The organism is Xanthomonas sp. NCPPB 3200 (assembly GCF_056393585.1).
This window is the reverse complement of record NZ_CM150785.1, coordinates 3,071,499-3,091,539: the sequence shown is the minus strand read 5'-3', so window position 1 is coordinate 3,091,539 and position 20,041 is coordinate 3,071,499. Positions and strand designations below refer to the sequence as shown.

Sequence of the window (20,041 nt, the reverse complement as noted above, 5' to 3'; positions counted from 1 at the left end):
GCCGATGCGCGCTGGATTTCCCACGCTGCGCGACCGCCTGCAGCAACTGCCCGAGTTGCACTGCGTCGACGGCGTGTTGGTACAGCGGTCGTTGGCCGATGATCCGTTCGAACAGCAGTATCTGCAGGTTCGGCGCAAGGAAGGCCGGCTCTACACCGATGCACAGGTGCGCAGCCTGCCGCGTCCCGGCGGCAAACTCGGTGCCAGTCTGGAATGGCAGGTGCGTGCGCTGTCCAGCGCCTTGCTGGTCCAACATCTGCGCGCGCAGGCAGGCGAGGGCGCCATAGCCGAATTGGGCTGCGGCAACGGTTGGCTGTCGCAGCTGCTGGCGCAGTCGCTGCAGCGCGACGTCTGCGGCATCGACGTCAACCGCACCGAGCTGACCCAGGCCGCGCGCGTGTTCGGCCACGACCAGCGCCTGAGTTTCATCGCCGCCGACATCCAGACCCTGGCGCTGCCACGCGATCTGTTCGACGTCATCGTGGTCCCGGCCTGCATCCAGTATTTCGCCGACCCTGCGGCATTGGTCGTGCGCCTGCTCGCCCAACTGCGCGACGGCGGCGAGCTGCACATCCTCGACAGCCCGCTGTATGCGGATGCGCAAGCCGCCAACGCAAGCGACGCGCGCAGCCTGCGCTACTTCACCGAACTGGGCGTGCCCGCGCTGGCCGCGCACTACCACCAGCACACCTACGCCAGCTTCGGCCGCTTTGTGGTGCAGCGACTGTTCGACCCGCGCCGCCCGGGTGCGCGCCTGCGGCGGATGCTCAGGATGAAACAACCCCACTTTCCGTGGCTGTGCCTGCGCAGGCAGGACAACCTGGATGCGCTGCGTTCCTGAGTGAAGCGTCGGCCCTGCCGGACGCGGCGTCAGGCGTTTGCGTTGGGCGCGCTGACGTCCCACCCGCATGGCACACTGCCAGCTCATCCATTGATGGGGGCGGGCGGTGATTGGCCAACAGCGTGATCTGACATTTCGTTTTCTGGCCGAGCCCAGCGACGTCAACTTCGGCGGCAAGGTGCATGGCGGCGTGGTGATGAAGTGGATCGACCAGGTCGGCTTTGCCGCAGCCAGTGGCTGGAGCGGGCATTACTGCGTCACCGTGGCGGTGGGCGGCATCCGCTTCGTGGCGCCGGTGCGGATCGGCGATCTGGTCGCGGTGTCGGCCAAGCTGGTCTACACCGGACGCACCAGCATGCACTTCGCCATCGATGTACGGGCGCGCAGCCCGATGGGCGGCGACTCGCGGCTATGCACGCATTGCATCATCGTGTTCGTGGCGATGGACCCGGATGGTGTCACGCCGGTGGAAGTGCCTTCCTGGCGGCCGGGCACGCCCGAGGATCAGCGCCTGGCCGAATACGCGCTCAAGGTGATGGAACTGAGCAAGGGCATCGAGGACACCATGGCGCATTACCAGGCCGATGCCGCGCGCTGATCGCGGTGGCAAGGTGCGCGGTGCTGCGTACGTGACCCAGATGCGTGCGCGGCGACGATAGGGAGCTTCCGCGCAAAGACCGTCCACCATGCAAAAGGCCGCGGGATCTCCGCGGCCTTTCTGTCATGCAGTGGATCAGCTGCTCGGGATCACAGCACCCGACGTGCCTGGATGAACTTCTCGCTCCAGTAACCGCTGGCCAGCGAATCCACCCGCACGTCCTTGCCGCGGCTGGGCGCGTGCAGGAACTTGCCATCGCCGACCACCAGGCCCACGTGGTCGATGCGGCCGCGCCTGCCGAAGAACACCAGATCGCCTGCCTTGAGCGCGTTGGGGTCCTTGATCAGTTCAGCAGATTCGTCGCGTGCGATGTCGCGCGACACGCGCGGCAGGTCGATGCCCAGGGCGGTCTTGAACACATAGCCGACCAGGCCGCTGCAGTCGAAACCTTCGGTGGACTCGCCGCCCCAGACGTACGGGGTGCCGAGCAGGGCCATGGCGCGTTGCAGGATCACCTGCACACGGCTGTCGGCCACGGCGTTCTGGGCAGCATTGGCTGCGCTCTGGGAGACGTCGTAATTGGCCAGCAGGCGGCTGAGGTCACCGGCGAACATCGCCGAGCGGTCCATCAGCGGAATGGCGTCGTTGGCGGCCAGGTGCGGAAGCAGGGCGGCCAGTGTTGCGGTGGCAGCGGCGTCGGCGCGGCTGCGGGTTGCGGCTTTCTCGGCGGCGACGGCGCTGTCTGGCGTGGTCGTCTGCGGAGCGGATGCGGTGCCGTTGGCGGTCTGGGCCAGGGCGGGTAGGGCTGCGAGCCAAAGAGCGGTGGCGCATAGCAGGCGGAGCGGTTTCCGGGGCGGAAGCGGTGCGGCGCCAGTGTTGATCTGTTCGTCGTTCGTCACGCGGGAATCACAATTCTGCTGTCGATGCGGGATGATGCCTTGGTGAAAGAATCGTTACGTTCAAAAAAGGTTAAATTTCCGTTTTATGAAATGTGATGCAAATCACATATCAGGGCAAAACCCGTTTTGAACCTGAATAATGGTCACGCCAGTAGGCGCCATCCAGGAAATCCAAGCGGACGGTACCGCCGGTGTTCGGAGCATGTACGAAACGGCCTTCACCGACATAAATGCCGACATGGGTCACGTTGCCACTGGAGCCGAAGAACACCAGATCGCCGGTGGTCAACTGCTCCGGCGGGATGCGCGGGCCCTGCACCGCGGCCAGCTCCCGCGAGGTGCGTGGCAGCGACAGCGCCAGCACATCCTTGTAGACATAGGTGACCAGCCCGCTGCAGTCGAAGCCGGTTTCCGGCGTATTGCCGCCGAAGCGGTACGGCGTGCCGACCAGGCCCAGCGCACGCATCAGGATGTTGTTGGCGGCAGCCGGGTTGGACGGCGGCACCTGTGGCCAGACACGCGGTGCCGGTGGCGGGGTGGCGGCCGGTCGACGGACCGGCGCCTGTGCGCAACCGCCCAGCAGCACGAGCAGGCCCAGCAACGAACTGGCCGCGGCGCGGCGGGCGCGGGCGGCGAAAACTGGCGTGATATGCATGGAGCCGGGATAATGGGCGGTTCGAAAGGTCGCCATGATGGCGGCGCACCCGGCGGCCGACAAGCCGTCCTCCACCGTCTGCCACCGGGCAGCCTATCCAGAGCCAGGCATGAAGATCGAAAAAGACAGCGTCGTCCGCTTCCACTACACCGTTTCCGAGCTCGGCCAGGAGCCGATCGAGAGCTCCAAGGAGCGTGACCCGTTGGCGATCATGATCGGCCACGGCAACATCATTCCGGGCCTGGAAGCGGCCATGATGGACAAGGAAGCCGGCGACAGCTTCGGCGTGGACGTCAAGGCCACCGAAGCGTACGGCGAATACCGCGAAGGCCTGAGCCAGCGCGTGCCCAAGAAGCACTTCGGCGCCACCAAGCTGGTCCCGGGCACCCAGGTGGTGCTGCAGACCAACTTCGGCCCGCGCGCAGTGACGGTGCAGAAGGTCGGCATGAGCGTGGTCGACGTCGATCTCAATCACCCGATGGCCGGCAAGGACCTGCACTTCGACGTGGAGATCATCGAGGTGCGTGAAGCCACCCAGGAAGAGCGCGATCACGGGCATGTGCATGGCGAAGGCGGCCATCACCACTGAGCGCAGTCGTCACGCCTGTGTGGCAGACGGACCGATGCGGTCTATCTGCAGGATCGGCATGCACCGCACGGTGATGCCGGCTTGCACGCGCCGATCGTGTCCGTGTGACCAGCGTTGGCTGGATGTGTTTCCGCGGCCCGCCATCTCGGCGGGCTGTTTGCATGTTGCGCGCCGCGATCGCCGCGATCGCCGCGCAGCGCTGCCCGAGCCGAGATGACCCCGCGCGATCCTTTGCTGCCCATCGCAATCAGCGAGCGAATCGCGGTGCTCGACGTGCTGCGCGGTTTTGCGCTGCTGGGCATCCTGCTGATGAATATCGAAGCCTTCGTCGGTCCGCTCGATCTGGCGGTCACCGGCGTGGAGCCGCATTGGCACGGCGCCGACCGGGTTGCCGATGCGCTGGTGTACCTGCTGGTGCAGGGCAAGTTCTATACGCTGTTCTCGCTGCTGTTCGGCATGGGCTTTGCGGTGATGGCGCAACGTGCCGCGCAGGCCGGGCGCGGGTTGTTCGGCACCTATCTGCGCCGTACCGTCGGGCTGCTAGTGATCGGCCTACTGCATGCGCTGCTGCTGTGGTCCGGCGATGTGCTGGTGACCTACGCGTTGCTGGCCTTGTTGCTGCTGGCCACGCGCTCGGTGCCGACGGTGACGCTGCCGTGGTTTGCCGCGCTGGTCTACTGTTGCGCGCCCGCGTTGACGCTGCTGTACGGCGTCGCAGGCACCTTGATGCAGCTCGATCCGGCGGCTGCCGTGGAATGGAAGGCCGCGATGGCCGATGCGGCGCAACAGGCGGCAGCAAACGTGCAGGCGCAGCGCGCCGCCTTCGGGAGCGGCAGCTATGCGCAGGCCACGCTGCAGCGCTGGCACGACCTGCAGCACGCGATGACCGGGCTCAGCATCAATGGCCCGGCGATGCTCGGCATGTTCCTGCTGGGTAGCTGGTTTGTGCGCAGTGGCGCGATCGCCGCGCCCGAGCGCTTCCCGCGCCTGTTTCGGGCCCTGCGCTACGTGGTGCTGCCGCTCGGGCTGGGCGTGATGGGGGTGAGTTACGCGCTGGAGCCGTGGATCGATCCGGCGCGGCTGGATCTGCGCCTGTCGGGTGCGTTCGCGTTGTCGCTGATTGCCGGTCCGCTGATGAGCCTGGGCTATGCGGCCTGGGTGGTGCGCCTGGCGCCGCGCCTGGCCTGGCTTGCGCCCGCCGGACGCATGGCGCTGAGCAACTACCTGCTGCAGTCGCTGGTGTGCACGTGGATCTTCTACGGTTACGGGCTGGGCTATTTCGAGCAGCTGCCGCGCGTATGGCAACTGCCGTTCGCGCTGGCGCTGTTTGCGCTGCAGGTGGTGCTGAGCCAATGGTGGTTGCGCTGGTTCCGCTTCGGGCCGATGGAATGGCTATGGCGCAGCGTGACCTATCTGCGTGTGCCGCCGATGCGCCGCACCGACGCGCGCGTGGGGTAGTGCGCACGTGAGCGCCGCGCCTGTCGATGTGGTGGTGGTCGGTGCCGGCGCCATTGGGCTGGCGACTGCACTGGCACTGGTCGAAGCGGGTCGGCAGGTGCACGTGCTCGATGCCGGTGCGGTGGGTGCGGCGACGTCGTACGGCAACTGCGGCACCATCACGCCGAGCCATGCGCCGCCGCTGGCAGCGCCGGGCATGATCGCGCAGTCGCTGAAATGGATGCTGACGCCGGACGCGCCGCTGTATATCCGGCCACGTCTGGACCCGGCGCTGTGGCGCTGGTTGCTGCAGTTCGCGCAGCGCTGCAATACGCATCACTGGCAGGCCAGCGCGCAGGCGCGCGCGGCGTTGCTGGGCGATGCGCGGCAACGCTTCGACGACTGGGTCGAGCGCTATGCGCTGGACTGCGAATTTCGCAGCGATGGGCTGGACTACGTGTTTGCCGATGCGCGCCGCTTTGCGCACTATCGCCACGAGTGCAACGTGCTTGCGCAGTGGGGTATCCAGGCCGAAATGATCGACGGTGCCGACTACGTGCGCCAGGATCCGGCATTCCGCGCGGGCATTGCCGGTGCGATCCATTTCCCCGGCGATGCGCATCTACGCCCGGAGCGTTACACCGCAGAACTGGCAAGAGTGCTGCGCGCGCGCGGTGCGGTGATCCAGGCGCAGTGCCGCGTCGATGCGGTGGTGCCGGACGCACGCGGCGCGTGCGTGCACACCGCGCGTGGGCGACTGCGGGCGCGCGAGGTGGTCATCGCAACCGGCCCGTGGTCGCCGCTGCTGGCGGCGCAACTGGGATTGCGTCTGCCGGTGCAGGCCGGCAAGGGTTATTCGATCACCTATACCGCCCCGGCGCTGATGCCGCGTCGCCCGGTGGTGCTGAAGGACCGTTGGGTGTTCGTGGTGCCATGGCGCGATCGTCTGCGTATCGGCAGCACGATGGAATTCTCCGGGCACGACACCCGCCTCAACCCCACGCGCCTGGCGGCACTGGAGCGCGCAGCGGCCGATTATCTGCATGCGCCGGCCGGCCCGGCCGTGATCGAGCGCTGGTATGGATGGCGGCCGATGACCTGGGACGACGTGCCGGTGCTGGGCGCGGTGCCGGGCCGTCCTCACGTCTGGCTCGCAGCCGGACATGGCATGCTCGGTATCAGCATGAGCACTGCAAGCGGACAACTGATGGCCGACCTGATCACGGGCCGCGCACCTGCGCTGGACCCGCATCCCTACCGGGCGGAGCGCTTCGCATGAGTGCCCGGTACGACTACGACGTGGTGATCCTGGGAGGCGGCTCTGGTGGACTGGCCGCTGCGTTTCGCGCGGCCAAGTATGGCGCGCGCGTGGCGATGATGGAGCCGAACGAATTGGGCGGCACCTGCGTCAATCTCGGCTGCGTGCCGAAGAAGGCGATGTGGCTGGCGGCCGATCTGGCCGGCAAGATCGAGCTGGCCGGGGCGCTGGGTTTCGATGTGCCGCGACCGACCCTGGCGTGGCAGGAACTGGTCACCCACCGACAGGGCTACATAGGCAACATCCACGCCAGTTATCGGCGCCGCCTCGACGAAGATGGCGTGGTCATGATTCCGCAGCGCGGTGTGTTGCAGGATCGCCATACCATCATGGGCGGTGACGGCTTGCCGGTGACCGCCGAGCACATCGTGATCGCCACCGGCGCGCATCCGCTGCGGCCGGACATCGAAGGTGCCGAGCACGGTGAGGTGTCCGACGATTTCTTCAATCTCTGTCATGCGCCCGCGCAGGTGGCGATTGTCGGCGGCGGCTATATCGCGGTGGAGATCGCCGGCCTGCTGCAGGCGCTGGGCAGCCGGGTGCATCTGTTCGTGCAGGGCGAGCGGTTGCTGGAGCGCTTCGATGCCGAGCTGACCCTGCAACTGGCCGACAACCTGCGGCACCTGGGCGTGCGCCTGCATTTCGGGTTTTCCACCACCGGCCTGGAGCGCGATGCAGAAGGCAGGCTGCGCGTGCATGGTCATCCCGCGCACCCCAGCGAGCAGGGCAACGACGTCTTCGACAAGGTGTTTTTCGCCACCGGCCGGCGCGCCAACACGGCGGGGCTGGGTCTGGAAGAGGTCGGGGTGCGCCTGGGCGACAAGGGCGAGGTGGTGGTGGACGAAGGCCAGACCACCAGCGTGCCGAACATCCATGCCATCGGCGATGTCGGCGGCAAGGTCGGACTGACGCCAGTGGCAATCGCGGCGGGACGCAAGTTGATGGATCGCCTGTTCGGCAAGCAGCCGGATGCGCGCATGGACTACGAAGGCGTGCCGAGCGTGGTGTTCTCGCATCCGCCGCTCGGGCAGGTCGGACTGACCGAGGAGCAGGCGCGCGCGCGGCATGGCAGCGCGGTGCGTGTCTACCGCAGCAACTTCCGCCCGATGTTGCACGCGCTGGCCGACGCGCCGCAGCGCAGCCTGTTCAAGCTGGTCTGTGTGGGCGAACAAGAGCGCGTGGTCGGCGTGCATCTGCTGGGCGAGAGCGCCGACGAAATGCTGCAGGGCTTTGCGGTGGCAGTGAAGATGGGTGCGACCAAGCGCGACTTCGACGAGACCGTGGCGATCCATCCCACCTCGTCGGAAGAGATCGTGTTGATGCACTGATGCACTGATGCATTGGTGCGGCAGTTGTGACCTGGCCGACGAGGGCATCAGCGCCCTGCCGGATGCAGGGACTGGCGTCGGCCCCTGCGTGTCACAACTTGCGGCAGCCCCGCGCAACACTGCACACCACTCCTGCACCCGACGTAAGTGCGCTTGACGCAGGCCTGGCCCCCGCAAGCAAACGGATCAAAGCCCCTCTCCCCTCGGGAAAGGGGTTGAGGTGAGGGTTCGGTAAAGTCGATGCATCAATCAACTGCCGATCCGACGTTCACGGCCGGCCATGCCTCATCGGCCCTGCATGGAAGTTGGCCGCGCTGCTTGTCCGCCGTGCCTCGTGCCGCCCGAACCCTCACCTCAATCCCGCTTCGCGCTGTCGGCCAAGGCGCGTCAAGACACGCGCGCCGAGAGCGCGCAAACACTGCCTCCTCGCTCGGACGGAAGAGGGATTTCAATCCCATAGCTGGCATCCTTGCGCGATGTCCCAGCCCCGCAAACCAACGACGCGTCGATCCACCAATCCATCTGCGCGCGCCGCCTCCAACGCCGGGCTGCTCTCCGGCGAACAGGCGCGGCTGCGCATTCTTGCGGCGATTCGGGCAATACCTTCCGGCCAGGTTGCCGGCTATGGCGAGGTCGCACTGCGCGCCGGCCTGCCCGGGCGGGCGCGGCTGGTGGCGCGCGTGCTCAGCGGCAATGATGATCCGCAGCTGCCGTGGCACCGGGTGCTGCGCAGCGATGGCCGGATCGCGTTGCCGGAAGGCTCGTCCGGCTACCGTGAGCAATGTCAGCGGCTGCGTGCCGAAGGCGTGGTGGTCGAGCAGGGCCGGGTGCGCCGTGCCAGTGCCGCGCAGCGGTTGGATGCCGCCGTGTGGGGACCTTCATAAGCCTGCCGTTATGATGGTTGGCATTCCGAAGGATGCCGTCATGCCCCAACTGCCGCCCGTCACCAAAGCGTTGTTGATCGCCAATATTGGCTTGTTCCTGCTGCAATGGGCACTGGGCGACCTGGGCGCCGGCGTGCTGCCCTCCGACGCGGCGCTGTCCTCGTTGATGCTGTGGCCGATTTCCAACGGCTTCGATGCGTTCTCGCCCGGCGCCAGCTTCATGCCGTGGCAGTTGCTGACCTATGCGTTCCTGCATGGCGGTTTCAACCATCTGTTCTTCAACATGCTGGCGCTTTTCATGTTCGGCGCGGCGCTGGAGCAGACCTGGGGGCAGAAGCGCTTTCTGACCTATTACCTGGTGTGCGTTGCCGGTGCCGGTGTGTGTCAGTTGCTGATGGCCTGGTTCACCCAGAGCGGGGCGCCGGTGGTGGGTGCATCGGGTGGTGTGTTCGGCCTGTTGCTGGCGTACGGCATGCTGTTTCCCAATCAGCGGGTGATGCTGCTGTTTCCGCCGATCCCGATGAAGGCGCGCACCTTCGTGATCGTGTTCGGTGCGATCGAACTATTCCTGGGCGCGACCGGCTGGCAGCCGGGCGTGGCCCACTTTGCGCATCTGGGCGGCATGCTATTTGGCTGGCTGATGATCCGTTACTGGCGCGGGCAGTCGCCGTTTGGCGGCAGCGGCGGCGGGAAGGGTGGTGGCAAGGGGCGCAAACCGCCGCTGCGTGTGGTGCGTTGAGGTAGTCGCGGCGTGGCAGATCCACGCTGATCCGTAGGAGCGGCCATGGCCGCGATGGGGCGTTACCGGTAAGGCTTCATCGCGGCCGGGGCCGCTCCTACCAAGCGTGCGTTGTCAGGCAAGCAACGGATGGATGACTGGCAGCCGGGCGTGGCAGATCCACACTGATCCGTAGGAGCGGCCCTGGCCGCGATGGGGCGTTACCGGCAAGGCTTCATCGCGGCCGGGGCCGCTCCTACCAAATGTTGGGATGGACTAAATGCCAGGCACAAAAAGAGCGCGGAGTCCGCGCTCTTTTTTTATTGCCTGCCATTGCGTGTTGATTGCCAGTGACTTCCTGGCGCTCGACTCAGCGCCAGATCTTCAATTGCTCGGCATCCACGCGCTGCATCGGCTGGCCGGCCTTGCAGCTGAATGCCGCACCGAACTCCGGCAGGTTGGACAGCGGGCCGTTGGTGCGCCACTGGCCCGGCGCCCGGATGTCGGCGCTGGCACGCTGCACCGCTTCGTTCGGCGACAGCTGTTGGGCCCACAAGCCGGCCCAGGCGGTGAAGAACGCCTGCTTGTCGGCCTCGGTGGCTGCTGGCTGTGCCTTGCTGAAGGCCTGCCAGGCCAGTTCGACGCCGGCCAGGTCGGCCAGGTTTTCTTCGGCGGTCTGCGCACCGTTGACCTTGACGTTGGGCACGCCCGGGTAGGGGTAGGCACCAAACTGGCTGGCCACCTTGCCGGTCAGCATGGTCCAGCTGCTCTTCTCGGCCGGCGTCCACCAGCTGCGCAACTCGCCCTTGGCATCCACCAGCGAGCCCTTGGCGTCGATGGCACGGGTCATTTCGTGGGCGACCAGCGCGCCGTAAGCGCCGTACTGCGCGGCCGGGGTGCTGCCGGCGGTGAGCACCGGTGCCTGCAGCACGGCGGCGGTGATGATCAGGCGGTTCTGCGCGATGTCGTAGGCCACTGCCGGCTGCTGCGGCAGCACGTCCCAGCGACGGTCGGCGTTGCCCTTGCCGATGCGCTTCATCTCCTCGCGGTGACGCCAGGTCGAGGCAATCAGCATGTTGCCGCCGAAGCTGCCGCGGCCCATCGGCTGCACGGTGTAATCCAGATCGCGCCGCGGCGCTCCGACTTCGATCTTCATCGCCGCCAGCTTGGACTTGGCTTCGGCGATCACCTCACCGTTGCCCCAGCCGGTGCGCTCCAGCGCGGCCAGCTGCGCGTCGCGCACCTGGTCGGCGATGGCTTCGGCCTGGCGGCGCGTGTCGCTGCTCAGGTAACGCGCCACGTATTCGCGGCCGAGCATCGGGCCGGCGGCGATATTGATCGCGTCCAGCACCTGCTGCCAGCGCTGAGGCGGCAGCGCATCGCCACGCAGCAGACGGCCGCGGAACTGGTACTCGGCATCGTGGAAGCTCTTGGACAGGTACGGCGCCATCGCATCGCCCACGCGCCAGCGCAGATAGGCCTTCCACTGGTCCGGCTTGATGCTGACGATCATGCTGTCGAGCTGCTTGAACATGGCCGGGTCGGCCATCGACACCAGGTCGTCCTTGACGCCCTGTGCCTCCAGGAAGTCGGCCAGGCGCAGATTCTTGTACTGCTTGGTCAGCTCCTTGGTGGCGATCGGGGCGTAGTTGTTGAACGGGTTGTTGATGCCCTGCACCGACTGCGCGCTGCGCGCCAGCGCGGTCTCGATCTGCAGCACCGAGGCGGCATCGGCATCCAGCTTGTCGGCCGGGGTGCCGGTCAGCGCCAGGATCTGCTTGACGTAGGCGCGGTAGCGGCCCATCAGCGCCTGGGTGTCGGCGTCGGTGCGGGTGTAGAACGCCGGGTCCGGCAGACCCATGCCGCCCTGCATGAAATACCCGATGTGCCGGTCAAGCGCCTTCAGGTCCACGTCCGGGCCGAAATTGAAGCCGACCGGAATACCGACCTGATGCAATGCTGCGATGGAAGCGGGCACATCCTTGGCCTTCTTGATCGCGTCGATGCGCGACAGCAAGGGGGCAATGGGGTTGGAGCCGTCCTTTTCGACGGATGCCTCGTCCAGGCCGCTGGCCCAGAAGTCGCCGAGCAGTTTCTGCACATTGCCCTGTGGCGTCTTCATCGACGCATCCAGCAACTCGCGTTGCTGCTGCAGCGCGCGCTCGGACAGCTGGCCCAGCGCGGTGACGGCACCGGCCTGCGGCACCGGGTTGGCCTTGAGCCAGCCGGCATTGGCGTAATCGTAGAAATTGGTGCAGGCCGCCGAGACGGCCGGCGCCTTGGGAGCAGCCTTCTTCTTGCGAGCGGCGTCGGCGTCGGGGGCGGACAGCAGCGTGATCAGGCTGAAGCCAAGAGCGAGGGCAAGCGGACGAATGGTGGGCATCGAGAAGAAGGGTGGCCAGATTGAAGTCGGCGGAGTTTAGCAAGGCTGCGCCCCGTGCAGGCGGGCACGAGCTGCCCGCGGTCCTCGGTGCCGGCCGCTTGCATGAACGCGACAGGCCCGCGGGTGCGGGCCTGTGCGTGTTGCGTTGCTGCTGGAAGCGATTGCAGGCGCTACCTGCACCGAATTACCAGATCACCACGCGGTCTTTCTCCGGGCGCACCATTGCATCGCCCGGCTTGCAGGCGAAGGCGGTGGCGAACTGCGGCATGTTTGACGGTGATGCGATGGCGCGCAGGTTGTCCGGTGAGTGCGGGTCGCTCGCCAGGTAGACCAGTTGTTGCTGCTCGCGCGTCTGTCCGCGCCAGTTGCGCGCAAAACCCAGGAAAAACCGCTGCTCGGGGCTGTAGCCGTCGATGCGCGTGACCCGCTCGGGATGCTGGCGCAATGCAGTCTGCAGGGCGTCGTAGGCAATGTTGATACCGCCCAGGTCGGCAATGTTCTCGCCGAGGGTGAGTTTGCCGTTGACATGCAGCTTGGGGTGGCTGGGCAGCGGAACATAGGCATCGAACTGCTTTACCAGGGTGTCGGCACGCTGCTCGAATGCCTTGCGATCCTGCGCCGTCCACCAATTGACGTTGTTGCCCGCACCATCGAACTGGCTGCCTTGATCGTCGAAGCCATGCGTGGCTTCGTGCCCGATCACCGCGCCGATGGCGCCATAATTCAGGGCATCGTCGGCATTGGCATCGAAGAACGGCGGTTGCAGAATGCCGGCCGGGAAATTGATGGTGTTGGTGCTGGGGCTGTAGTACGCGTTGACCGTCTGGGGCGTCATCGACCAACGCTTGCGATCGGTGGGCTTGCCGATTTGAGCGATGTCATAGCGGTAGTTGAACTTGGCAGCCGCCTGCAGATTGCGGTAATACGCCCCCGGCACGATGTCCAGCCCCGACCAGTCGCGCCAGGTGTCGGGGTAGCCGATGTTGGGCAGGAACGCGTTCCACTTGGCGAGCGCCTTTGTCTTGGTTTCAGCGCTCATCCAATCCACGTTTTCGATGCGCGTCTTGAGCGTGGCGCGGACGTTGTCGACCAGTTCGGCCGCGCGTTGCTTGGCTTCGGGCGTGAAGACTTTGGCGACGTAGAGCTGGCCAAGGCCTTCGCCTATGGCGGAGTCGAGCGCGCGCAGGACGCGTTTCCAGCGTGGGCGTTGCTCCGGCTGCCCGGACAGAGCCTTGCCGTAGAAAGCGAAGTTGTTGTCGACAAAGGCCTTGCTGAGATGTTTGGATGCATCGTCGATGGTGTGGAAGCGTAGATACGCCTGCCACTGCGCAATGGGCGCACTCGCCAACTGGTGGTCGAACGCAGCGAAGAAGCGCGGTTGCGACAGCGAGAAGCCGGCACCGACATCCACGCCTTGCGCGGCAAAGAAATCTTTCCATGAAAAGTGCGGGGTGAGCGCGTCTGCCTCGGCAACGCTGACAAAGTTGTACTGGTTCTTGGGTTGGCGTGCGTCGGTCGGCGAAAGCGACGCAGCAGCCAGGCGCGATTCCAGCGCCATCACGTCCTTGGCCTGCGCCTTGGCCGCATCGGCATTGCTGCCGGTGAGTTCGAACGATTTGGCGATGTAGGCCAGATAGGCTTCCCGAATGGGGGCGTACTCGGCGGCGGTGTAGTAGTCCTTTGTTGGCAGGCCGAGGCCGCCTTCGTTGGCGAAGGCGATTTGCTGGTCTGCCTTGTGGAAGTCCGCGCTCGCGCCGAACTGGAAAACCTGGCCGTCACCCTCCGCATAGCGGCTCGCGATGTACTTGGCGACATCGCCCGGGGATTTCAGCGCCCCAATCGTCTCCAGCAACGGACGGATGGGTTGGTCTCCCGCTGCCTCGATTGCGGCTTCGTCCATGCCCGAGGCATAGAGCAGGCCAAGCTTGCGTGTGAGCGGGTCGGTCTGCGTATCTACCTGCTTCGCGGCGCTTTCAACAATCTCACGCTGGGTCGTCAGGCTCTTTTCTGTCAGCTCGTCGAACATGCCCCAACTGGTGCGGTCGGCCGGAATCGGATTGGCCTTGGCCCAGGCGCCATTGACGAAGTCGTCCAGGTTTTGGCACGCGCTGGCTGCCGGGCCCAGCTCGCTGATATCGAATGCGGGTTTGCTGGCTGTCGTGGCCGGCGGCGCGGCAGGTGCCGAAGTGGCCGCTGATGCCGTGGCGCCATCTGCATCGGAGGCGCGCTTGCAGCCAGGCAGGGCGACCAGCAGGGCCAGGGCAAGGGTGGAGGTCTTGAGCAAGGGCATATCTGGCATCGGCGAGGAAATGGACTCCGAGCATAAGCGGACGCCGCCTTGCGAGCGCCGGGTTTGAGGTTTGTTGAGCTTGGCCTGGAGACACCGGTTCACGAAGCGCATCCGTTCACCAGGTGCAGCCACGGCAATCCAGGCCGGCGCTGCACAAGCGCTTGTCTCCGGCGTGCCTGCTAAAGCGCTCCCGAGCGAGGTGCAGCCTGCTTGGTTGCCGGAATGGCGTGCTGATTTCCGGTTGGGCACAGGCGCTACCAGTGCGGACGAAAGAGGTTTACGCACCCGCCAACGGTGCCACGGCGCACACAAAAAAAAAGCGGCGATCCGAAGATCGCCGCTCGCTCTTAGCAATGTCGCGCAATTACCAGATCACGACCTGCTGATCGCCTTGACGCACCATCGCATCGCCGGCCTTGCACGAGAATGCGGCGGCAAACGCCGGCATGTTCGACGGCGCGCCGATGGCGCGGAAGTTGGCCGGGGCATGCGGATCGGTCTTCAGGCGTACCACCAGTTCTTCCGGAGTGAAGTTACGGCGCCACACCGTGGCCCAGTTGAGGAAGAAACGCTGGTCACGGGTGATGCCGTCGGTCTTGGGATCGTCCTTGCCGGCGGTGGCGGTCTTCATCGCGTCGTAGGCGGTGTTGAGGCCGCCCAGGTCGGCGATGTTTTCGCCCAGGGTCAGGTCGCCCTTGACCTTGTCGCCGGCCGGGGTGCGATAGCCGTCGAACTGCGCGACCAGCTTGCCGGTGCGCGCCTTGAACGCGTCCAGATCCTTCTGCGTCCACCAACCCGGATCGGCGATGAAGTTGCCATCGGCACCGAAGCGGCTGCCCTGGTCGTCGTAGCCGTGGGTCATCTCATGCCCGATCACCGCACCGATGCCGCCGTAGTTCATTTCCTCCGGCGCATTCGGGTCGAAGAACGGCGGCTGCAGGATCGCGGCCGGGAACACGATCTCGTTCTGCAGCGGGTTGTAGTAGGCGTTCACCGTCTGCGGGCTCATGCCCCATTCGGTCTTGTCCACCGGCTTGCCGATCTTGGACAGGTTCCATTTGTAGTTGTACTCGGACGCGGCCATCACGTTGCCCAGGTAGCTGTCGCGGCTGGTGTTCAAGCCGTTCCACTCGCGCCACTTTTCCGGGTAGCCGATCTTGGGCGTGAAGCTTTCCCACTTGGCGATCGCCTTGGTCTTGGTCTCCGGGCTCATCCAGTCCAGCTTTTCGATGCGGGCCTTCAGCGCGGTGCGCAGGTTGGTCACCAGGGTTTCCATCTTGGCCTTGGAGTCGGCCGGGAAGGCAACCTTGACGTACATCTGGCCCAGCGCTTCGCCGGTCTGGCCATTGATGGTCGCCAGCACGCGCTTCCAGCGCGGCTTGATCTGCTTCTGCCCGCGCAGGGTCTGGTTGTAGAACGCGAAGTTCTCATCGACGAACGGCTGGCTGAGGAACGGCGAGGCACCATCGACGGTGTGGAAGCGCAGGTAGGCGCGCCAGATCGCCGGATCGGTGTCGGCGATCATCTTGCTCACTTCCTGGTGGAAGGCCGGGATCGCCAGCGAGAACATCTCCGGCGTGGCCACGCCCTGCGACTTGAAGAACTCGGTCCACGACCAGTTGGGTGTGAGCTTGTCGGCATCGGCCGGCGAGATCGGGTTGTAGGCCAGCGACGCATCGCGCGACATCTGGGTGCTGGTCTTGGAGACCTTAGCCAGACGGGTCTCGAACGCGACCACCTGCTTGGCCTGCGCGGCGGCATCGGCCGCGGCCACGCCGGACAGTTCCAGCACCTTGGCCACGTGCGCCTGGTAGGCCTCCAGCTTGGCCTTGTTGGCGGCGCTGGTGTAGTACTCCGGATCCGGTAGACCCAGGCCGCCCTGCATGGCATAGGCGATGTTCTGGCTGGATTTCTTGAAGTCGGCCTCGGCGCCGAAGCTGAAGAGCTCGTTGTTGCCCTTGGCGGCGCTGCTGCGCAGATAGTCGACCAGTTTGGCCTGGTCGTTGATGGCGTCGATCGCGGCCAGTTCCGGCTTCAGCGGCTCGATGCCCTGGGCGTTGATCTTGGCCTCGTCCATGCCGGTAGACCACAGGTCGCCGACGATCTTTTCCACGCCGGTGGCGCTGGTGTCGGCCGCGGCCTGTTCGACCAGCTGCTGCTGGATCGCATTGGAGCGCTCGTCGAGCATCTCGAACGCGCCCCAGCTGGTGCGATCGCTCGGCACCGGGTTGGCGGCCAGGAACTTGGCGTTGGCGTACGCATTCAAATCCGTGCAGGCGTTGCCGTTGGTATCCAGGTCGGCGGCGGTGAACTGGTTCACGGCCGGCAGCTTGCTCTGGTCCAGGGTCAGCGCCTTGGGTGCCGCCGGGGTGGTTGCGGCGGTATCGGCCGCGGGCGCGGCCGGCGCGGCGTCTTCGGATTTCTTGCAACCGCTCAGCGCGGCGGCCACGGCCAGGGACAGGGTCAACAAATGAGGTTTACGAATCACAAAGGGCTCCAGGAGCAGATGTGGGAAGCCCCGTCGCCGGGGCTGTGGCCGGCACTCTACGCCTCGCCAGCCGGATGGCATGGTGTCGAAGGTCATGGGTGCGGGGGGGGGGAGGCCACCGATGCACGCTGGCTTTGTTACGTTTCGCTGCCGCCCGGACCAAAAAAAACGGCCCCTTGCGGGGCCGTGGAGAACATGCGGCACAATGCCTGCTGACGCCTTGCTCAGTGCTCAGAAGTCATACGATGCCGACAGGCGGACAAAGCGTGGCGGGTTGAAATACGTACCCATGCCATAAGTATTGGAAACCGTGTAGCGATCGTCCCCATAGACGGCTTCGGTACGGGTCTCGTCACGATCGTTGATGACGTTGAACACCTGTAATCCGATGGCGAGCTTATGGTCAGCAAACGCCGGGCGATAGGTCACGCCCAAATCCAGATTGGTCAGCCAGGGAGTCCGGCCTGCATCGCCTGGACGGGACGGTGTCCCTGCGCAGTAGTGGTAGCCGGATTCATAGCCGATGGGATCCTGTTCGCCCTGGCCGAAATAGCCCAGGCAGGACTTGGGCGTTCCCGACAGAACTCGAACCGTTGCCGATGCCATCCACTCGGGCGTGAACTGATACGCGCCGAACGCCTTGAGCTGGTGACGGCGATCGTTGGCCAGGCTGCCGCCTGCGTAGTACATCAACTCTGCCGAATCCCAGTCCTGGGTCTTGGAAACGTCCGCTTGGCCCAGATCGGATTTCACCTGGCCTTCGGTATTGCCGTACAGGTGCGACCAGGTGTAGTCGACGCGAGCGAACCATTTCTCATCGAAGGGATGCTCCAGGAACAGGTCGACCGACACATAGTTGCGTTTGGCGCCGCTGGTGAAGCCCCAGTCGTCCTGGGACATGCGCACCTGGGTCCGACCGGAACCATCGTTATTGGCCAGGTTATAGGTGTTGGTTTCGCCCGGATTGAACATCACGCAACCGGGAATGGCCACCGACGAGGAATCGATGCCGCTCGCTTCCAGCTTGTCTGCCATCTTGCCCGTATCGCACACGTCGTCGATAGCTGTCTGCAACTTGCGGTAGGTCACCTTCGCGCCGGAATTCCACTTTTCGCCAAGGGTCTTTTCGAAGCCAACCAGGAACTCGTCCTGGTACTGCGACTTGAGATCGCTGGGCGCGAAGGAGTTGGGATCAGGCGTCTGCCCATACTCTCCATTGGAGGAGACCGGTCCGGGACCCAGGGCTCTCAGGCCGGTCGGCTCGCCGTTGGCATCCAGGCCGCTGTAGGCGAAATATTCATCGGTGTAGGTGGAAGCCGATGCGCCACGGACGGCAACGCTATTGGGCAGCGCCAGGTAGTAGCGCCCTGCGTTTGCATACAGTTTCAACGACGAGTCGCCGAACACGTCCCAGCTCACGCCCAGCCGCGGGGCCCACTGGTCGCCACTGTCGACATACGGCGCGCCTGCGCTGTTGAAGTTGGTGAACTTGTCGTTGCGGATGCCGAGCAGTACCAACCAGTTGTCGCTCACCTGCCAGCGATCTTCCAGGTAGTACGCCTTCTGTTCCACGGCCATGCTGGTGGTGGTGGTGAAGATGCGCCGCTGCGCGTAGTAACCGTCGCCACCGGAGGGGCCAACACCCAGGCTTGGGCGGATATCGATGTTGGGATTGGACTGGCGGGCAAACAGCCACTGGTATCCCGGGCCAGTGGTCCGCACGCCTTCGTCGGAGGCATTGAAGTACATGTTGTCCACACCGGCGGTCAGGTCATGATCGCCAAGCCGGTATTCAAGTTCAAGCCGCAGGCTGCGCGTCTTGTTCTGCGGGCGATCGGCCTTGGTGCGGTTGCTGGCCTGGTCGTTGGTGATGGGTGTGCCGCCGGTCAGCGCCGGGTTCTGATTGGTCACATTCTGCAGATAAGGCAGTTCCGACACATACGGATTGGCTTGCAGATTGTCCTGCCGGCTACGACCCCAGGTGGCATTCAAGGTCAGGTCATCCGTCAGGTACCCGGTGTACTTGAAGATGTCGTAGCGGTCCTTGATCTTGTAAGTGTCGGCAAAAGTGCCGCTACGGCCGCCACCGGACAAGGTGTCGTAATCGAAATCGGTGTAGTAACCGCCGCGGCGATCGGTGCTCTCGATGCGCGTGTACTCGAGGATATTGCTGTCGTTGATGTTCCAGTCGATCTTGCCGTAGAACTTGGGTGCGCTGTAGGCGTAGTTGTTACGTCCCAACACACTGGCCGCGCTCGAGTTGGTGGACACGCCATCGGTCTTGTCCGATTCGCCCGCGACGAAGACGAATAATTTGTCCTCGATCAACGGGCCGCCCGCGTAGGCGCTGTAGACGGTACGGGTGGCACCATCGTCCTTGCGGCTGCGATACAACGTGCCGGGCTGGTCGGGATTGGTGTACTCAAATCCGTCCGGGAGCGTGTTATTGGGGAAACGCACGTTCTCAGGCGAGCTGGCCAGCGACTTGGGTTCCCAGACGGCCTGTGCGCCAAAATGCCATTCGTTGGTGCCGCGCTTGCCGACCTGGTTGATCACACCGCCGGTGGAGCGGCCGTAACGGGCGCTGTAGCCACCGGTGTAGGTTTCCTGCTGGTCGATCGCACCATAGGGAAGGCTGACGCCGCCGAGATTGCTGAGCGGATTGCTGACATTGAAGCCGTTAATGTAGTACGCGTTTTCGGTCACACCGGCGCCACCGAACGAAACAACCGAGCGCGAGCCGTTGTCAAATGCTCCGCTACCCGCGACAGCACCAGGCGCCAGCAGTGCGATTGCCTCTGCGCTGCGGCCGAGCGGCAGCACTGCGAGCTGTTGGGAGGTGATCACCGAGCGCGCGCTAGTCGAACTCACGTCAATTTTTGGCGCGTTCGCGGCGGTGACCGTGATGGCGCCAAGTGTGGTCGCATCTGCGTTGCCTGCTGCAGCGTTTGCGCCAGCAAACGACACCTCGGTGCCGGATCCAACGCGCAGCTGCACGTTCTTGCGGGTATCGACGACCTGATCGCCACGCTTCAAGGTGACGGTGTAGGCTCCGACCGGCAAAGAGCCGAGGTTGTAACGACCATTGGCGTCGATGGTGATCGTCCGGCTGAGTCCGGTGTCGCTTTGAACGACGATGGTGCTGCCGGCTTCCGAGGGAGCGCTACCGTAGATGCTGCCTGTGGTGCTTTGTGCGTAGACCGCGCCATTGGCGAGACAGGCGCCGAGCACAACAGCCAGAGCGGTGCGCTTGAGGGCATGGCGACGAATTTGATTGCTCATTCCTAACCTTTCAGCTGGGTATCGGGAGAAGTGGCGGTCACCGGAGAGTCAGATGGCCTTAACCCGAACGTAATGAATGTGTGGTCTGGGTCGCAAGCGCTTTGAATGATTCGTTAATGAAAAGGGCGAGATCCGCATCAAATATGCGGATCTGCGCACAAATTGCAGGGCATGCGAACAATCGCGGACATGTGCGGCACAAGTATTCATTTTTGTCAGTGCGCGCGATGCGGCATGACATTGCGCCGATTAACCGAACGCTACATGGCGCCGCGTTCATCTTGAGAGTGTCGCGTCCGGAGTTACTGGTTTCATATGAAACATGAAGTCA

The 20,041-nt window shown here is 64.8% G+C and carries 14 protein-coding genes; 8 read left to right on the top strand and 6 right to left on the bottom strand.

Annotated features, from left to right (window positions below; all coding sequences use genetic code 11):
- The first annotated feature begins 4 nt into the window (after positions 1–4).
- Positions 5–841, top strand: a complete 837-nt coding sequence (locus AC06DU_RS13470) for a class I SAM-dependent methyltransferase (RefSeq protein WP_478202621.1) — start codon at positions 5–7, stop codon at positions 839–841.
- Between the two features lie 106 nt (positions 842–947).
- Positions 948–1,439, top strand: coding sequence for an acyl-CoA thioesterase (locus AC06DU_RS13465; protein ID WP_024939524.1), 492 nt, complete (start codon positions 948–950; stop codon positions 1,437–1,439).
- 149 nt (positions 1,440–1,588) lie between these two features.
- Here the strand turns inward: AC06DU_RS13465 and AC06DU_RS13460 are convergent, their stop codons facing one another.
- Positions 1,589–2,338, bottom strand: a complete 750-nt coding sequence (locus tag AC06DU_RS13460; protein ID WP_016903983.1) for a C40 family peptidase — start codon at positions 2,336–2,338, stop codon at positions 1,589–1,591.
- 109 nt (positions 2,339–2,447) lie between these two features.
- Entirely contained in the window at positions 2,448–3,056 is a 609-nt protein-coding gene (locus tag AC06DU_RS13455; protein ID WP_175430018.1) for a C40 family peptidase, read from the bottom strand.
- A gap of 46 nt (positions 3,057–3,102) precedes the next feature.
- Here AC06DU_RS13455 and AC06DU_RS13450 point away from each other — a divergent pair, with 46 nt between their 5' ends.
- The 6 genes from AC06DU_RS13450 to AC06DU_RS13425 all read left to right on the top strand — a co-directional run bounded on the left by AC06DU_RS13450 (position 3,103) and on the right by AC06DU_RS13425 (position 9,288).
- Positions 3,103–3,582, top strand: coding sequence for an FKBP-type peptidyl-prolyl cis-trans isomerase (locus tag AC06DU_RS13450; RefSeq protein WP_024939526.1), 480 nt, complete (start codon positions 3,103–3,105; stop codon positions 3,580–3,582).
- A gap of 213 nt (positions 3,583–3,795) precedes the next feature.
- Positions 3,796–5,040: a DUF418 domain-containing protein gene (locus AC06DU_RS13445; protein WP_478202620.1), complete on the top strand. Its 1,245-nt coding sequence runs from the start codon at positions 3,796–3,798 to the stop codon at positions 5,038–5,040.
- Between the two features lie 7 nt (positions 5,041–5,047).
- The gene (locus AC06DU_RS13440) at positions 5,048–6,298 is read left to right on the top strand and encodes an NAD(P)/FAD-dependent oxidoreductase (RefSeq protein ID WP_478202619.1); all 1,251 of its coding nucleotides are present in this window, start codon (positions 5,048–5,050) and stop codon (positions 6,296–6,298) included.
- On the top strand, positions 6,295–7,665 hold the full coding sequence (gene gorA, locus AC06DU_RS13435) for a glutathione-disulfide reductase (RefSeq protein WP_478202618.1): 1,371 nt from the start codon (positions 6,295–6,297) through the stop codon (positions 7,663–7,665). Before AC06DU_RS13440 ends, gorA begins: the two co-directional genes overlap by 4 nt.
- Before the next feature lie 476 nt (positions 7,666–8,141).
- A complete protein-coding gene (locus AC06DU_RS13430; protein ID WP_478202617.1) occupies positions 8,142–8,549 on the top strand; it encodes an MGMT family protein in 408 nt (135 codons plus the stop codon).
- Positions 8,550–8,589: 40 nt separating this feature from the next.
- Entirely contained in the window at positions 8,590–9,288 is a 699-nt protein-coding gene (locus tag AC06DU_RS13425) for a rhomboid family intramembrane serine protease (protein WP_054591556.1), read from the top strand.
- A gap of 349 nt (positions 9,289–9,637) precedes the next feature.
- On the opposite strand, the gene AC06DU_RS13420 is transcribed toward AC06DU_RS13425, so the two are convergent.
- The 4 genes from AC06DU_RS13420 to AC06DU_RS13405 form a co-directional block, all read right to left on the bottom strand.
- Complete coding sequence (locus AC06DU_RS13420; protein WP_478202616.1) at positions 9,638–11,650, bottom strand: M13 family metallopeptidase; 2,013 nt, start codon at positions 11,648–11,650, stop codon at positions 9,638–9,640.
- A 184-nt stretch (positions 11,651–11,834) separates the two neighbouring features.
- Positions 11,835–13,940 (bottom strand): M13 family metallopeptidase, encoded by a 2,106-nt coding sequence (locus AC06DU_RS13415; protein ID WP_478204423.1) that lies wholly within the window; start codon positions 13,938–13,940, stop codon positions 11,835–11,837.
- Between the two features lie 364 nt (positions 13,941–14,304).
- Complete coding sequence (locus tag AC06DU_RS13410; protein WP_046345999.1) at positions 14,305–16,407, bottom strand: M13 family metallopeptidase; 2,103 nt, start codon at positions 16,405–16,407, stop codon at positions 14,305–14,307.
- A gap of 252 nt (positions 16,408–16,659) precedes the next feature.
- Entirely contained in the window at positions 16,660–19,710 is a 3,051-nt protein-coding gene (locus AC06DU_RS13405; protein WP_104600324.1) for a TonB-dependent receptor, read from the bottom strand.
- Between the last annotated feature and the right edge of the window lie 331 nt (positions 19,711–20,041).

Bases quoted from the DNA above. Each gene is read 5' to 3' on its own strand.
- AC06DU_RS13470 (WP_478202621.1), top strand. From the start codon at position 5: ATGCGCGCTGGATTTCCCACGCTGCGCGACCGCCTGCAGCAACTGCCC.
- AC06DU_RS13405 (WP_104600324.1), bottom strand. From the start codon at position 19,710: ATGAGCAATCAAATTCGTCGCCATGCCCTCAAGCGCACCGCTCTGGCT.
- gorA (WP_478202618.1), top strand. From the start codon at position 6,295: ATGAGTGCCCGGTACGACTACGACGTGGTGATCCTGGGAGGCGGCTCT.
- AC06DU_RS13420 (WP_478202616.1), bottom strand. From the start codon at position 11,650: ATGCCCACCATTCGTCCGCTTGCCCTCGCTCTTGGCTTCAGCCTGATC.
- AC06DU_RS13450 (WP_024939526.1), top strand. From the start codon at position 3,103: ATGAAGATCGAAAAAGACAGCGTCGTCCGCTTCCACTACACCGTTTCC.
- AC06DU_RS13415 (WP_478204423.1), bottom strand. From the start codon at position 13,940: ATGCCCTTGCTCAAGACCTCCACCCTTGCCCTGGCCCTGCTGGTCGCC.
- AC06DU_RS13430 (WP_478202617.1), top strand. From the start codon at position 8,142: ATGTCCCAGCCCCGCAAACCAACGACGCGTCGATCCACCAATCCATCT.
- AC06DU_RS13445 (WP_478202620.1), top strand. From the start codon at position 3,796: ATGACCCCGCGCGATCCTTTGCTGCCCATCGCAATCAGCGAGCGAATC.
- AC06DU_RS13425 (WP_054591556.1), top strand. From the start codon at position 8,590: ATGCCCCAACTGCCGCCCGTCACCAAAGCGTTGTTGATCGCCAATATT.